This is a genomic window from Streptomyces sp. NPDC046881, assembly GCF_040645015.1.
Taxonomy (GTDB): Bacteria; Actinomycetota; Actinomycetes; order Streptomycetales; family Streptomycetaceae; genus Streptomyces.
Window position 1 is genome coordinate 105,411 of sequence record NZ_JBEYXJ010000003.1, and the last position, 15,306, is coordinate 120,716.

Below are 15,306 nucleotides of genomic sequence, written 5' to 3' on the forward strand. Positions count from 1 at the left end.
CCAGCAGATCCAGCCCCACCCGGGAGCGCTTTTCGGGGAAACCGCCTGCTGAGACGGCTGGGCCGGCCTAGGGGCTTGCGACGACCCACCCCTCGGCCGGACCGGTGGTCACGCCCCGAGAGCCGTCAGAGCGGGCCGGCAGGCCCCTTCGTACCGTTCCACGAGCACCCGGGCCACCTCGGGCGCCGCACCCAGCACCTCGCCCAGGACATCCGCCCCGGCCGCGCCGCGCGCGATGCGGTCCGGCAGGAAACCCGGCGCCAGGACGTACGGCGCCACCGCCACCCGTGCGCAGCCGAGCGCGCGCAGCTCCCGTACCGCGTCCTCGGTACGGGGAAGGGATGCGGAGGCGAACGCAGGCCGCACGGCGCACCAACCGGTGTGCCACCACTCCCGCGCGATGTCGGCGATCACTGCGATCGCCTCCGGGTCGGAGGACCCCGCCGAGGCCAGCACGACCCCGGTCGAGGACTTGTCGGCGGGGAACAGCCCCGCCTCGTACAGACGCCGTTCCAGGGCGGACAGGAGCAGCGGCGACGGGCCGAGCACCTCCGCCTGGCGGATGCGCAGCTGCGGCGGCGCGTCCCGCAGCACGGCGGGGATGTCCGCCTTCGCGTGGAACGCGCGCGTCAGCAGCAGGGGGAGGGCGACGACGTCACGGACGCCCTGCGCCGCCAGCGACTCCAGTACCCCGTGCACGGACGGGACGTTGAAGTCCAGGAAGCCGGTCTCGACCCGCACGTCCGGGCGCAGCGCGCGCACCCGGCGGACCAGGGCGTGCACCGTCGCGGCATGGCGCGGGTCGCGGCTGCCGTGGGCGATGACGACGAGGACGGGACGGACCGGCTGCACGGGGCGCATGGGACTCAGCTCTTCACCAGCAGGCCGCGGCTGCGCAGCACCCACCGCTCCAGCGGGCTGAAGATCAGCAGGTCGATCGCTATGCCGACGAACAGGATGAGCAGGATGGCGAGGAAGACCGTCGCCATGCTGCTGTTGGTGCGGCCCACCTCCAGCAGCTGGCCCAGGCCCATGCCCATGTCCGGAGACTGGGCGATGATCTCGGCGGCCATCAGCGAACGCCAGGAGAAGGCCCAGCCCTGCTTCAGCCCGGCCACGTACCCGGGCAGCGCCGCCGGCATCACGATGTGCCAGGTGCCGCGCAGTCCGGTCGCGCCCAGCGTGCGGCCCGCGCGCAGGAACAGCGGGGGCACCTGGTCGACACCCGACACCAGACCGTTGGCGATCGATGGGACGGCACCGAGCAGGATCACGGTGAACATCACCGAGTTGTTCAGGCCCAGCCAGATCACCGCCGGCGCGACCCAGGCGACCGAGGGCAGCGACTGCAGACCGGACAGGATCGGGCCGATGGCCGCGCGCACGAACCTCACCCGCGCCACCAGCAGGCCCAGCGGCGTACCGATGGCCAGCGCGAGCAGGAAGCCCAGCAGGCCGCGGGAGACGCTGCCCCAGATGTAGTCGAGCAGGCTGCCCTTGAGCCACTGGTCCTCGACCTCGGCCCACACGTCCTGGGGGGAGGGCAGCTTCGACGGGTCGTCGACGACCGGGTAGAGCAGGCTCCACGCCACCAGCACCACGACGACGGCGATGACGGGCGGCAGGATCTTGTTCTTGAGGGTCTGGCTGAAGGGCGTACGGCCGGTGGCCGTGGTCTCCAGCGCGTCGAGGCCCGCCTCGACGCTTCCGGCGTCCTGGGCCGGCGTCGTCTCAGTGCTGGCCATGACGGCGGATCTCCCCACGCAGTACATCAGTGATCTCAAGGGACAGTTCGGCCACGGGCGCGTCCTCGATGCGCCGCGGCTGCGGGATGTCGACCGTCCACTCGCGCGCGATCCGGCCCGGGCGCGAGGACAGCAGCACGACCCGCTGGGCGAGCCGCACCGCCTCGCGCACGTTGTGCGTGACGAAGAGGACGGACAGGCCCGTCTCCGCCCAGATGCGGGTCAGCTCGTCGTGCAGCACGTCCCGCGTGATGGCGTCCAGGGCCGCGAACGGCTCGTCCATCAGCAGCAGGTTGCTCTCCTGGGCGAGCGCGCGGGCCAGCGCCACGCGCTGGCGCATACCGCCCGACAGCTCGTGCACCCGCTTGCCGTACGCGCCCTTCAGACGGACGAGTTCGAGCAGCTCCTCGGTCTTGCCGCGGCGGTCGTTCTTCGGCACCCCCCGGAGCTTGAGGGCGAGTTCGATGTTCTTGCCCGCGGTCAGCCACGGGAAGAGGGCGTGCTCCTGGAACATCAGGGCGGGGCGGCCGTCCGTCCCGATGGAGCCGGCGGTCGGCCGGTCCAGGCCCGCGACCAGGTTGAGCAGGGTGGACTTGCCGCAGCCCGAGGCCCCCAGGAGGGTGACGAACTCGCCGGGCGCGACATCGAGGCTGATGTCGTCCAGGACGAGCTGCTGCCCGCCCGGTCCTGCGAAGGACTTCGAGACGTGCTCAAGGCGGGCGGCGTACTCCACCGACTCCCGGGCCTTGGCGAGGGTCGTTGCCATGGTCGTCACCTCCTGGGAACTCATCGGGCGGGAATCAGCTGGCGCCGAGACCGGCGTCGTCGACCGTGTTCGCGCCCTCGGCCTTGAGGACCTTGTTGAGGATCGTCAGGTCGTAGATCCCCTTGAGGTCCGGCTTCTCCAGCAGGCCGGCCTTGACCGCGTGCTTCGCCTCGGTGTCGAGGGTGGCGGCCAGCGGGTCGTCGGTGAACTGGATGGACTTCCACGCCGGGTCCAGGACCTTGGGCGACAGCGCCTTGCCCGAGTCCGCCTCGAGCTGCTTGTTCGCCACGGCCTTCGCCTGGTCGGGGTTGGCGTTGATCCACTTGTTGGCCTCGACCGAGGCCTTCAGCACGGCTTCGACGGCCTTCGGGTGCTCCTTGAGGAAGGCCTGGCGCACGATGATGTTCGTGATCACGAACTTCTTGTCCGGCCACAGCGAGGCCTCGTCGAGCAGCACCTTGCCGCCCTCGGCGACCAGCTTGGACGCGGTCGGCTCCGGCACCCAGGCGCCGTCGATGGCACCGGACTTGTAGGCGTCCGGGGTGATCTTGTTGTCGGTGCGGACCACCGACACATCGCCCTTGCCGGTGTTCGCGTCGACCTTCCAGCCCTGGTCGGCGATCCAGTTGAGGAACGCCACGTCCTGCGTGTTGCCGAGCTGCGGCGTCGCGATCTTCTTGCCCTTCACGTCCTTCAGGGACGTGACCTTCTTCGGGTTGACGACGAGCTTCACGCCGCCGGAGGCCGAGCCGCCGATGATCCTCAGGCCCTTGCCGTTGGACTTGACGTACCCGTTGATCGACGGGGACGGGCCGATCCAGCCGATGTCGATGGAGCCCGAGTTGAGCGCCTCGATCTCCGAGGGACCGGCGTTGAAGATCTGGTAGTCCGCCTTGGTGGCGCCCAGGGCCTTCTGGAACAGGCCCTGCTGGCGGGCGACGAGCGCGGTGCCGTGGGTCAGGTTGCCGAAGTAGCCGATCTTGACGGATCCGAGGCCGTCGATCTCGGACGAGCCGGCGGCGACCTTCTCCTTGGCGTTGTCGGTCGTGGACTTGGACCCGTAACCGCAGGCGGCGAGCGTGAGGAGGGGAAGCGCGGCCGCCACGGCGACGCCGCGGCGCAGGAACGATGAGCGGATGGCAGGCACGGGAGGGTTTCCTCTCGTTGGCCCGGCGGTCACGGGCTTTCAGGTCGTGGCCGGGAGTTCGGCAAAGGTCTTCGTCTCGTCCGGGACGTCGGGTGGGGGGACGGGGCGCGCAAGCGGTGCGCGTACGTCACCGCACACATCGCGCCACGCCGCCCTGCCCGCTGCCGAGGGCGCCGCTGCCGATGCGGCCGCCCTCCTTCGCGAACGTCGAGTAGAAGTCGGTGGAGTTCATGCTCAGAAGTCCCAGCCGTCGTCGTCGGCCTCGTCCTTGACCGGCTCCGGGGCGGCGAACGACTCGCCGACCATGCCGGCGGTGAGCGTGGTGCCGTCGGCGGGGTCGATCAGGATGAACGAGCCCGTGCGGCGCGAGTCGGCGTAGGAGTCGACCGGCAGCGGCTCGGCGGTACGGATCTTCACCCGGCCGATGTCGTTGGCGACGAGCTGTCCCGGGTGCGGGTGCAGGGACAGGTCGTCGAGCGTCAGCCGGGACGGGATGTCCTTCACGATCGCCTTGACCGTGCGGGTGCCGTGCTTGAGCAGCACCCGGTGGCCGACCGTCAGCGGGGCGTCGGCGACGTGGCAGACGGTCGCCTCCACGTCCTGGGTGGTGGCGGGCGCGTCCTTCGTCGGCACGATCAGGTCACCGCGCGAGACGTCGATGTCGTCCGCCAGCAGCACCGTCACCGACTGCGTCGTCCAGGCCACGTCGACCGGCTCGCCCAGCAGGTCGATGCCGGCGATGGTCGTCGTACGGCCGGACGGCAGGACGGTGACCGGCTCGCCCACCCGGAAGGAGCCGGCCGCGATCTGGCCCGCGTAGCCACGGTAGTCCGGGTGCTCGGCGGTCTGCGGCCGGATCACGTACTGCACGGGCAGCCGCGCGTGGCAGTGCGCCAGGTCGTGGCTGACCGGCACGGTCTCCAGGTGCTCCAGCACGGTCGGGCCGCCGTACCAGTCCATGTTCGCGGACGGCTCCACCACGTTGTCACCGGCCAGCGCCGAGATCGGGATCGCGGTGACCTCGGGGACGCCCAGCTCGGTGGCGTACGCCGTGAACTCCTGGGCGATCGCGGCGAACACGGACTCCGCGTAGCCGACCAGGTCCATCTTGTTGACGGCGAGCACCACGTGCGGGACGCGGAGGAGGGCGGCGATGGCCGCGTGCCGGCGGGTCTGCTCGACCACGCCGTTGCGGGCGTCGACCAGGATCACCGTCAGCTCGGCCGTGGAGGCGCCCGTCACCATGTTGCGGGTGTACTGCACGTGACCGGGCGTGTCGGCGAGGATGAACCGGCGGCGCGGGGTCGCGAAGTAGCGGTAGGCGACGTCGATGGTGATGCCCTGCTCCCGCTCGGCACGCAGGCCGTCGGTGAGCAGCGCGAGGTCCGGGCCCTCCTGGCCGCGGCTGGCGGAGACGCGCTCCACGGCCTCCAGCTGGTCGGCGAGGACCGACTTGGAGTCGTGCAGCAGCCGTCCGACCAGCGTGGACTTGCCGTCGTCGACGGAGCCGGCGGTGGCGAACCGCAGCAGGGTGGTGGCCGAGAGCGCCTCGGTCGTGGTCGTGCTCATGCTTAGAAGTACCCCTCGCGCTTGCGGTCTTCCATCGCGGCCTCGGACATCTTGTCGTCGGCGCGGGTCGCGCCCCGCTCGGTCAGCCGCGACGCGGCGATCTCGGCGATGACGGCGTCCAGCGTGGTCGCGTCGGAGTCGACGGCGCCCGTGCAGGACATGTCACCCACCGTCCGGTACCGCACCAGCCGCTTCTCGACGCTCTCGCCGTCCTTCGGGCCGCCCCACTCGCCGGCCGTCAGCCACATGCCGTTGCGCTGGAACACCTCGCGCTCGTGCGCGAAGTAGATCTCCGGCAGCTCGATGCCCTCGCGGGCGATGTACTGCCAGACGTCCAGCTCGGTCCAGTTCGACAGCGGGAAGACACGGACGTGCTCGCCGGGGGCGTGCCGGCCGTTGTACAGGTTCCACAGCTCGGGGCGCTGACGGCGCGGGTCCCACTGGGAGAACTCGTCCCGCAGCGAGAACACGCGCTCCTTGGCCCGGGCCTTCTCCTCGTCGCGGCGGCCGCCGCCGAAGACCGCGTCGAACTTCTCCGACCGGATCTTCTCGGTGAGGGGGAGCGTCTGGAGCGGGTTGCGGGTGCCGTCGGGGCGCTCCTTGAGCACACCGCGGTCGATGTAGTCCTGGACGGAGGCCACATGGAGACGCAGCCCATGGGCGGCCACCACACGGTCCCGGTACTCAAGGACTTCCGGGAAGTTGTGTCCCGTGTCCACATGCAGCAGCGAGAAGGGAACCGCGGCCGGCGCGAACGCCTTCAGCGCGAGGTGCAGCATGACGATGGAGTCCTTGCCACCGGAGAACAGGATCACCGGGTTCTCGAACTCGCCCGCCACCTCGCGGAAGATGTGCACCGCCTCGGACTCCAGAGCGTCCAGGTGCGACAGGGCGTACGGGCTCGCCGTGCCCTCGTTCACCGTGGCGACCGTGGTCATGCCAGTCCCCTCTCGCTCAGCAGCGCGTACACCGACCCGGCGGACTCCTGGACCGTCTGGTGCTGCGACTCGATCCGCAGATCGGGGGTCTCGGGCTCCTCGTACGGGTCGTCGACCCCGGTGAGCCCGGTCAGCTCGCCCGCCGCCTGCTTGGCGTACAGGCCCTTCACATCGCGCACGCTGCATACCTCGACCGGGGTCGCCACGTGGATCTCCAGGTACGGCGTCCCGTTCTCCTCGTGCCGCTTGCGGACGGCGTCCCGGCTGTCGCCGTACGGTGCGATCACCGGCACCAGCGCCTTGACGCCGTTACGGGCCAGCAGCTCGGCGACGAAGCCGATGCGCTGCACGTTGGTGTGCCGGTCCTCCCGGGAAAAGCCGAGGCCCGCCGAGATGAACTCGCGGATCTCGTCGCCGTCGAGCACCTCGACACGGTGGCCCTCGGCACGCAGCCGGTTCGCCAGCTCGTACGCGATGGTGGTCTTGCCGGCGCTCGGCAGACCCGTGAGCCAGACGGTGGCTCCGGTCGTCACGTCAGTCTCCTGATGGTTCGTCGTCATCCGTGCAGTCCGCACTCGGTCTTGGCGCGGCCCGCCCAGCGGCCGGCCCGCGCGTCCTCGCCCTCCAGGACCCTGCGGGTGCACGGGGCGCAGCCGACGGAGGCGTAGCCGTCCATCAGCAGCGGGTTGGTGAGCACGCCGTGTTCGGTGATGTACGCGTCCACGTCGTCCTGGGTCCACCGGGCGATCGGCGAGATCTTGACCTTCTGCCGTTTCTCGTCCCAGCCGACGACCGGGGTGTTCGCCCGGGTCGGGGACTCGTCGCGGCGCAGGCCCGTCGCCCACGCCTGGTAGCCCTTGAGGCCCTCTTCCAGCGGCTGCACCTTGCGCAGCCTGCAGCACAGGTCGGGGTCGCGGTCGTGCAGCTTCGGGCCGTACTCCGCGTCCTGCTCGGCGACCGTCTGCCGCGGGGTGAGGGTGATGACGTTGACGTCCATCACGGCCTCCACGGCGTCCCGGGTGCCGATGGTCTCCGGGAAGTGGTAGCCGGTGTCGAGGAAGATCACATCCACGGGGGCCTCACCCTTCTGCACCCGCGAGGCGAGATGGGCGACCACGGCGTCCTCCATGGAGGAGGTGACGCAGAACTTCTTCCCGAAGGTGTCCACCGCCCACTGGAGGATTTCCGGCGCGGAGGCGTCCTCCAGGTCACGGCCCGCCTGCTCGGCGAGTGCCTTCAGCTCCTCGGTCGTACGCTCCTGCTGAGCCGTCGTCATATCCGCTCGTCCCCTCCGTTGTCGGCTCGCTGCAGCCCCCGGGCGAGCAGCCCGAGGAACTTCAGCTGGAATGCGCGGTTGCACGCCCCGCATTCCCAGGCGCCGTGGCCCTGCTCGTGCGGACGCAGGTCCTCGTCACCGCAGTAGGGGCAGTAGAAGGGTGCCGCACGCTCGCTCACGACAGCGCCTCCTCGGAAGCCCGCGAAGCCCAGGTGGCGAACCGTTCGCCGTCCTCGCGTTCCGCCTGGAACCGCTTGAGCACCCGCTCGATGTAGTCGGGCAGCTCGTCCGCGGTGACCTTCAGGCCGCGCACCTTGCGGCCGAAGCCCGCCTCCAGGCCGAGGGCGCCGCCCAGGTGTACCTGGTAGCCCTCCACCTGCTCGCCCTGGTCGTTCAGGACCAGCTGGCCCTTGAGACCGATGTCCGCGACCTGGATGCGCGCACAGGCGTTCGGGCAGCCGTTGAGGTTGATGGTGAGCGGCTCGTCGAAGTCGGGCAGCCGGCGCTCGAGTTCGTCGATCAGCGTCGAGCCGCGCTGCTTGGTCTCCACGATGGCGAGCTTGCAGAACTCGATGCCGGTGCAGGCCATCGTGCCGCGCCGGAAGGAGGACGGCCGCGCGGTGAGGTCCAGCGCCTCCAGGCCCTCCACCAGCGAGTCGACCCGGTCCTGCTCGACGTCGAGGATGATCATCTTCTGCTCGACGGTGGTGCGGACCCGCCCCGAGCCGTGCGCCTCGGCGAGGTCGGCGACCTTCGTCAGCGTGGCCCCGTCGACCCGGCCGACACGCGGCGCGAAACCGACGTAGAACCGGCCGTCCTTCTGCCGGTGCACACCGATGTGGTCCCGCCACTGCTGCACCGGCTGCTCGGGCGCCGGACCGTCGACCAGCTTGCGCCCGCCCAGGTACTCGTCCTCCAGCACCTGCCGGAACTTCTCCGCGCCCCAGTCGGCGACCAGGAACTTCAGCCGGGCACGGTTGCGCAGCCGCCGGTAGCCGTAGTCGCGGAAGATCGAGATGACGCCCTCGTAGACGTCCGGGACCTCGTCGATCGGCACCCAGGCACCGAGCCGCACGCCCAGCTTGGGGTTGGTGGACAGACCGCCGCCGACCCACACGTCGAAGCCCGGGCCGTGCTCGGGGTGGCGTACGCCGACGAACGCGACGTCGTTGATCTCGTGCACCACGTCCAGCAGCGGCGAACCCGAGATGGCCGTCTTGAACTTGCGCGGCAGGTTCGAGTACGCCTTGTTGTTCAGGACGCGGCGCTTCATCTCCTCCAGCGCCGGCGTGGCGTCGATGATCTCGTCCTCGGCGATGCCCGCCACCGGGGAGCCGATCATCACACGCGGGGTGTCACCGCAGGCGGTGACCGTGGACAGGCCCACGCCCTCCAGCCGGTTCCAGATCTCGGGCACGTCCTCGATCCGGATCCAGTGGTACTGGACGTTCTGCCGGTCGGTGATGTCCGCCGTGCCGCGCGCGAACTCCTGCGAGATCTCGCCGATCACCCGCAGCTGCCGCGTGGTCAGCGCACCGCCGTCGATGCGCACGCGCAGCATGAAGTACTCGTCGTCCAGCTCCTCCGGCTCCAGGACCGCGGTCTTGCCGCCGTCGATCCCGGGCTTGCGCTGGGTGTACAGGCCCCACCACCGCATCCGGCCGCGCAGGTCGTTCGGGTCGATCGAGTCGAAGCCGCGCTTGGAGTAGATCGTCTCAATGCGTGTCCGCACATTGAGACCGTCGTCGTCCTTCTTGAACTGCTCGTTGCCGTTGAGGGGCGTGAAATGGCCAACGGCCCACTGGCCCTCACCGCGGTGACGGCTCACCTTGCGGCGGGGCGCGGAGGCGGCAGGGTTCTGTGGGGTGGCGGCCATGGGTGTACGTCCTTCGGGACAGGCGGGAAGTCGGCTCTGACCTGCGCGTACGTGCGCGTGCGGGCATGAGTGCGCGCCATTGCGCAAGCGTGATCAGGTGCGGGGAGTGAACGGCGGTGCTGGGGCGTCAGCTCGCCGGACAGATGGCGCTGGACATGCGGCCGAGGTCGACGTGCCGCCGACTCACCAAGGCAATTCCAGTTCCAGGCATGACGGAAGCGTGTCACGGCGATCTGGACACAGTCCAGCTTCGTCCGTCATGCGGACACCCTTGTCCCGAACTATGAGACAAGGGTGTCGTCGCTCACATACGCTGCCGGAAGGCTTGTCCCGCCAGGTCAGGCGGGGTATGCCCCGGGCCACGGCCCCGGCGTGGCCGCGTCCGGCTCCAGTTCCACCTTGGTGTCGAACAGCTTGAAGCCGCGCCGCTGGTAGTTGTCCATCGCGAAGTCGCCGTCCTTGCTGCACGTGTGCAGCCACACCCGCTTGGTCGGCGTCCGCCCCGGCCACCGCTCGGCCAGGTCCCAGGCGCGGGCCGTGCCGTACGCCAGCAGGTGCCCGCCGATGCGCCGGCCGCGGAAGGCGGGGATCAGCCCGAAGTAGACGATCTCGACCACGCCCTCGTCCTGCGGGTCCAGCTCCACGAACCCGGCCGGGGTGCCGCGGTCGTAGGCCACCCAGGTCTCCACGCCGGGCCGCTCCAGGTACTCCTGCCACCGCGCGTACGTCCAGCCCAGCCGGTCGGTCCACTGGATGTCGCCGCCGACCGAGGCGTACAGGAAGCGGCTGAACTCGGGGGAGGGCACCTCGGCGCGGACGATCCGGACGTCGCCGTCGGGGGCGGCGGCGGGCAGGAGATCGGCCGGCGAGGTCTGCTCCAGGGACCAGGTGGTGACGGGAACGCTGCTCATGCGGGCCAGGGAACCATCCCGCGGCCCGGTCTGTCGATCGGCGCCGGGGGGGCGCGGCCGCCCCCGGTCCGCCCGGGCCCGCGGGGTCAGTCCAGGGCGCCGTCGAGGTCGGCCAGCGGCAGTGCGAACAGCATCCGGTCGGACAGCGACCACACCTCGCCGGTCGCCTGCCAGTAGGAGAGGGAGCCCGCGTCCCGCGCCCAGCAGCGGTCCGAGGCGTCGGCGCCGCAGCGGGCCGCCCGGGCCCCCGCGGTGTCCTGCCGCCACAGCCCGCCGTGCCCGTCCTGCGCACCGGGCAGCCGTCCCACATACCAGGACGCCCGGTCCGCCCCCGGCTCCCGGTACGACAGCACGCCGCGGATCCCGGTCGCCCGGGTCCGGTACGCCTCCACCGCGTCCGCCCGCCCGCGGGCGTCCGTGGCGAGCAGCCCGGGGCGTGCCGGGTCGGTGCTGAACGCGTACCGCCACAGCCGGGCGCGGCGGTCGCCGTCGGGCGCGGTCCACTCCGCGGCGACCAGGCTGTCGGGCGCCGTACCCCGGTCCAGGGCGAGCGCGCCGGGACAGGGCGGCCTGTCGGGGGCGCAGCGGCCGGCGGTGAAGCGGTAGGAGCCGACCGCGGGCAGGACGTAGCGGTAGCCGTCGGCGGACCAGCCGCCGGGCACCCGGCCGATCGCGGCGGCGTCGACGGTGGTGCGCTGGATGCGGTCGAGGTCGTAGACGTAGAGCGCGTCGGCGCTGCCGGACGTGGTGGTGACCAGCAGCTTGTTCTCGTACCAGACCATGCCGGAGATCCCGGAGGCCAGGCCGCGGTAGTCGCGGCCGCCGTCGACCGGGACCACCAGCAGGGCCCAGCGGTAGGCGAGGTGCGCGGGGTCGTCCGCGTCGACGAAGGCGACCCGGGCCAGGCCCCGCTCGGCGGGGCGGCCGGCGGTGGTGCTGTGGGTCCAGCCGGCCAGGACCACCCGGTGGGTGCCCCAGACGCCGTCGTCGTCGGCGTCCCCGGAGGTGGTCACCGAGGCCGGCCGCCAGGCGTCGGCGGTGGCGTCGGCCGGGTCCCAGCAGTAGGCACGGGCGGCGGCCGGGGCGACGGGCAGCGACGCGCGGTCGCCGGAGGGGCAGTCGGCCGCCTCGCGCAGTTCGCGGTCGGCGCTGTCCAGCACGTCGTCCACGCCGACCGGGCGGCCCATCGCGGCGGCGAGCCGGTCCAGCGTGCGGGCGGGGACCAGGTGCTCCTGGAGTCGGAGCGGGCCGGTGTCCGCGGCGGAGGTCAGCGGCTTCAGCGCGCCCGGGTCCTCTCCGACCTCGGCCTGGGAGGCGCTGATCAGGGTGGCGGCGGCGGTGAGTGCCAGGGCGGTACCGGTCAGGACGGCGCGCAGTGCCGCGCCCCGTCTGCGCCGGCGGTGTCTGCCGCGATGCTTCATCTCTCCTCCAGAGGGCGGGCCAACTGCGCCTCATGATCCGTACGTTGACGCGAGGAACAGGTGGGGAGGCCCGTACGGGATGCTACGGCAGGAACGGGCCGGGCAGGGTGAAGTCCCCGCAGATCGGCCGAGGGAGCACGGACCGGGCCGGGGTCGGGCGGACGGCCGTTCACGCCGGGGGCTGCCCGGTCCGGCTGTCGGGCGTGGCATTCCGTTTCCGGGCCACCGCCGGAGCCGTCGACTGGGGGAGCAGGTCGCGCGGGTCATCCGGAAGGATCACGTCCACTTCCGCATCGTCGCAGAAACGATACGGCCGATGGTGCAGGAGTTCCCCGAGGTACCGCCGGATCCTGGACATCTCCGCCCGCACGGTCACGGTCCGGGAGGGATCGCCGAACAGGTCCTCCGCCAGCTCCGCCGCCCCGCGACCCGCCCGGTGCTCCGCGAGCAGGAACAGCAACTCGGCGTGCCGCGGACTGAGTTCCCGCGACCAGGAGGCCGCCGACGCCGTGACCTGCACCGTGCAGCGGCCCGCCCGGGAGAGGTCCAGCACGATCCGGCGGACGGCACCGGCCTGCGCCTCGTCCTCCGCCCGCAGCAGCCAGCCCCCGGCCAGCGGCTCCACCGCGCACGACCCGAGCGAGGGCAGCCACCGGCGGCCCGGCGCCAGCGTCTTGGGCAGCGCCACCCGCCGCACGTACGGCATCCCGGTCACGGCCGCCGACCAGCCGTTGCGGTCCACCACCAGCGCCCGCCCGGCCAGCCGGGCCAGCACCGGCGCCGCCACCGCCCGCAGCCCCTCCAGCGAGGTCTGGTGCAGCTCCCGCAGCCGGGCCTCGGCCAGCTTGGCCACCGAGTCCACCCAGGCCAGGGTGGCCGGGTGCATGGTCTCCAGCGGGCCGCTGACGTCCACCACCCCGAGCAGCCGGCCGTCCCGCGGATCGGTGATCGGCGCGCCCGTACAGGTCCAGGAGGCGTGCGACCGTACGAAGTGCTCGGCGGCGAACACCTGCACCGGCCGCCGCACCACCGCCGGGGTGCCCACCCCGTTGGTGCCGACGACGTCTTCCCGCCAGTCCGCGCCCAGCTCGAAGCCGAGCCCGTCGGCCTTGCGCAGCACCGCGGCCGACCCCTCCCGCCACAGCACGCGCCCGTCGGCGTCCGCCACCACCATGATGTGCTGGGCGACGTCCGCGACCGAAAGCAGCCCCTCCCGCAGCACCGGCAGGACGTGCCGCAGCGGCGACTCCTCCCGCCGGCGGCGCACCTCGTCGGACGGCAACAGGCCCGAGCGGAAGTCGTGTTCGGGATCGACACCGCTGCGCAGCATCCGTCCCCAGGACTGCTCGATCACCGGCCGGGGCGCGATCCGCGCACGTTGTCCGGCGAGCGTGGCCTCGCGCATCTCGTTCAGCACCCGCGCCGCCTGTGCCGCGTCCACGGCGGCCAGGCGCGCCACGTTCATCGGCGGGTTCACCACTGCGGTCCTCCGGAAAGGGCATCGAACACACTTGTCAAGCCGTCCGGGCGGCGGTTTCCGGTCCGACTGTCCCTCTCATACTGCCGCTCCGGGCATGGCGGAGGCACAGACTCCGCGCATGTGCCCCCATAAGTTGCAACCCCTTGCAACCCTGGTGGACCACCGAGCGGTGGCTGAGACTTGACCACGACGCCCTGCGCGTCCGCGGGCTCAACGGGCCCCGACGGCGGGGGTGGTGCCGTGTCGGCGCAGCACCACCCCCTGTCGTCCGGCGGGTTGGCCGTACGCGGAGGGGAGTGGCCCTTGCCGTACATCGCGAGCTACGGGCCGGTGCGTGGCAGGTCACGCGGTTCCCCGCGCCCCCGCGCGGGTCCTCGCGCCCGGTATCAGGACTCCGGCCTTGCCCGGAGTACCACCGCTTCGAGATCCAGGCCCGTCGGCAACGTCCCGAAGGACGCGCCGTGGTCGCCGCCCAGGCGGGAGGCGCAGAAGGCGTCGGCGACCTCCGGCGGGGCGTGCCGCACCAGCAGGGAGCCCTGGAGGACCAGGGCGAGCCGCTCCGCCACACGGCGGGCCCGGCCCTCGACGCCGTCCAGGTCGGCGAGTTCGGTGAACAGGTCCTTCACCGCGCGGTCCAGCCGGTGGTCGGCGCCGTGCGCGCGGCCGATCTCGGTCAGGCAGGCGTCCAGCGCGCCCGGCTCCCGCTGCAGCGCCCGGAGCACGTCCAGCGCCTGCACGTTCCCCGCGCCCTCCCAGATGGAGTTCAGCGGCGACTCCCGCACCAGCCGGGGCAGGCCGGACTCCTCGACGTACCCGTTGCCGCCCAGGCACTCGGCGGCCTCCACCACCACCGGCGCACAGCGCTTGGTGATCCAGTACTTGGCCGCCGGCACCGCGAGCCGCAGGAAGGCCCGCTCCTGCTCCCCGCCGTCGTCCCAGGCCGCGGCGAGCCGCAGCGCGAGCGCGGTCGCGGCCTCCGACTCCAGCGCGAGGTCGGCGAGGACGTTGCGCATCAGCGGCTTGTCGACCAGTTTCCCGCCGAACGCCTCCCGATGGGTGCAGTGGTGCACGGCCTGCGCCACCGCCTGCCGCATCAGGCCCGCCGAGCCGAGCGCGCAGTCCAGCCGGGTCGCGGCGACCATCTCGATGATCGTGCGCACCCCGCGCCCCTCCTCGCCGACCCGGCGCGCCCAGGTGCCGGCGAACTCCACCTCGGCGGAGGCGTTCGAACGGTTGCCCAGCTTGTCCTTCAGCCGCTGGATGAGGAAGACGTTGCGGCCGCCGTCGGGCAGGACCCGCGGGACCAGGAAGCAGGTCAGCCCGCCCGGCGCCTGCGCGAGCACCAGGAACGCGTCCGACATGGGTGCCGAGCAGAACCACTTGTGTCCGGTCAGCACATAGGTGCCGGGCTCCGTGAGGGGCCGCGCCACCGTGGTGTTCGCGCGGACGTCGCTGCCGCCCTGCTTCTCGGTCATGCCCATCCCGAACAGCGCGCCGGGCTTCTGTCCGGCGGGCCGCAGCTCCCGATCGTAGATCGTGGACGTCAGCCGGGGCTCCCACTCGGCGGCCAGGCCGGCGTCGGCACGCAGCGCGGGCACGGCCGCATGCGTCATCGACAGAGGGCAGCAGGTGCCCGCCTCCACCTGCGTCCAGACCAGGAACCCGGCCGCCCGGCGCACATGCCCGGCGGGCCGGGTCCAGGCGCCGGTCAGACCGGCCGAGACGCCCTTGCCGAGCAGCCGGTGCCAGGCCGGATGGAACTCGACCTCGTCGATCCGGTGGCCGTACCGGTCGTGGCTGTGCAGCCGGGGCGGGTGCTCGTCCGCCTGCACCGCCCATTCGTGCAGCTGTGCGGAGCCGGCGGCCCGGCCGAGCGCGGACAGCTCGGAGCGCACCTCGTCCAGGACGTCCGGGGCCGTGTAGCGGCCGACGGCCTCGGCGAGGGCCCGGTCGGCGGTGAAGACGTCGTAGCCGACCAGCGGAGGCGGCTGGTTCGTCACGGTGTGGGTGGAGGTGCCTGCCATGGTTGCGAACCTACCCGGGAAGGCGGCGGTAATGGCCTCCGGAGCGGCACTGCGCCGGGAACCGGACGGGTCGAACCCTTGATCGCCCCCGGAAGGTGAGGACGGCCCGCCGCGACGGATACCGTTAGGACGTGCAGCAGCCAGCAAGTGAAC

General features: G+C 71.9%; 15 protein-coding genes. All 15 read right to left on the reverse strand.

Annotated features, from left to right (window positions below; all coding sequences use genetic code 11):
* Positions 1 to 108 precede the first annotated feature (108 nt).
* Positions 109 to 861, reverse strand: coding sequence for a sirohydrochlorin chelatase (locus tag ABZ923_RS03110; RefSeq protein ID WP_361466031.1), 753 nt, complete (start codon positions 859 to 861; stop codon positions 109 to 111).
* A 5-nt stretch (positions 862 to 866) separates the two neighbouring features.
* The gene (locus ABZ923_RS03115) at positions 867 to 1,745 is read right to left on the reverse strand and encodes an ABC transporter permease subunit (RefSeq protein WP_361466034.1); all 879 of its coding nucleotides are present in this window, start codon (positions 1,743 to 1,745) and stop codon (positions 867 to 869) included.
* Entirely contained in the window at positions 1,732 to 2,511 is a 780-nt protein-coding gene (locus ABZ923_RS03120; protein WP_361466035.1) for an ABC transporter ATP-binding protein, read from the reverse strand. Before ABZ923_RS03120 ends, ABZ923_RS03115 begins: the two co-directional genes overlap by 14 nt.
* 34 nt (positions 2,512 to 2,545) lie before the next feature.
* Positions 2,546 to 3,658: an aliphatic sulfonate ABC transporter substrate-binding protein gene (locus ABZ923_RS03125; RefSeq protein WP_361466038.1), complete on the reverse strand. Its 1,113-nt coding sequence runs from the start codon at positions 3,656 to 3,658 to the stop codon at positions 2,546 to 2,548.
* Positions 3,659 to 3,892: 234 nt separating this feature from the next.
* Positions 3,893 to 5,227 (reverse strand): GTP-binding protein, encoded by a 1,335-nt coding sequence (locus tag ABZ923_RS03130; RefSeq protein ID WP_361466040.1) that lies wholly within the window; start codon positions 5,225 to 5,227, stop codon positions 3,893 to 3,895.
* 2 nt (positions 5,228 to 5,229) lie between these two features.
* Positions 5,230 to 6,165 carry a sulfate adenylyltransferase subunit CysD gene (cysD, locus tag ABZ923_RS03135; RefSeq protein WP_361466043.1) on the reverse strand — a complete coding sequence of 312 codons (936 nt, stop codon included), beginning with the start codon at positions 6,163 to 6,165 and terminating at the stop codon, positions 5,230 to 5,232.
* Positions 6,162 to 6,698 carry an adenylyl-sulfate kinase gene (gene cysC / locus ABZ923_RS03140; RefSeq protein ID WP_358641255.1) on the reverse strand — a complete coding sequence of 179 codons (537 nt, stop codon included), beginning with the start codon at positions 6,696 to 6,698 and terminating at the stop codon, positions 6,162 to 6,164. Before cysC ends, cysD begins: the two co-directional genes overlap by 4 nt.
* Before the next feature lie 23 nt (positions 6,699 to 6,721).
* Positions 6,722 to 7,441 carry a phosphoadenylyl-sulfate reductase gene (locus ABZ923_RS03145; RefSeq protein ID WP_361466046.1) on the reverse strand — a complete coding sequence of 240 codons (720 nt, stop codon included), beginning with the start codon at positions 7,439 to 7,441 and terminating at the stop codon, positions 6,722 to 6,724.
* Complete coding sequence (locus ABZ923_RS03150) at positions 7,438 to 7,620, reverse strand: hypothetical protein (protein WP_361466049.1); 183 nt, start codon at positions 7,618 to 7,620, stop codon at positions 7,438 to 7,440. Before ABZ923_RS03150 ends, ABZ923_RS03145 begins: the two co-directional genes overlap by 4 nt.
* Complete coding sequence (locus ABZ923_RS03155; RefSeq protein ID WP_361466051.1) at positions 7,617 to 9,317, reverse strand: nitrite/sulfite reductase; 1,701 nt, start codon at positions 9,315 to 9,317, stop codon at positions 7,617 to 7,619. Before ABZ923_RS03155 ends, ABZ923_RS03150 begins: the two co-directional genes overlap by 4 nt.
* A gap of 127 nt (positions 9,318 to 9,444) precedes the next feature.
* Positions 9,445 to 9,528: a putative leader peptide gene (locus tag ABZ923_RS03160; RefSeq protein ID WP_310739661.1), complete on the reverse strand. Its 84-nt coding sequence runs from the start codon at positions 9,526 to 9,528 to the stop codon at positions 9,445 to 9,447.
* Positions 9,529 to 9,655: 127 nt separating this feature from the next.
* Positions 9,656 to 10,228 (reverse strand): GNAT family N-acetyltransferase, encoded by a 573-nt coding sequence (locus tag ABZ923_RS03165; protein WP_361466054.1) that lies wholly within the window; start codon positions 10,226 to 10,228, stop codon positions 9,656 to 9,658.
* A gap of 86 nt (positions 10,229 to 10,314) precedes the next feature.
* A complete protein-coding gene (locus ABZ923_RS03170) occupies positions 10,315 to 11,649 on the reverse strand; it encodes a hypothetical protein (RefSeq protein ID WP_361466056.1) in 1,335 nt (444 codons plus the stop codon).
* A 169-nt stretch (positions 11,650 to 11,818) separates the two neighbouring features.
* Positions 11,819 to 13,114, reverse strand: coding sequence for a GAF domain-containing protein (locus tag ABZ923_RS03175; protein WP_361466059.1), 1,296 nt, complete (start codon positions 13,112 to 13,114; stop codon positions 11,819 to 11,821).
* A 401-nt stretch (positions 13,115 to 13,515) separates the two neighbouring features.
* Positions 13,516 to 15,153: an acyl-CoA dehydrogenase family protein gene (locus ABZ923_RS03180; protein WP_361466061.1), complete on the reverse strand. Its 1,638-nt coding sequence runs from the start codon at positions 15,151 to 15,153 to the stop codon at positions 13,516 to 13,518.
* Positions 15,154 to 15,306: the final 153 nt, after the last annotated feature.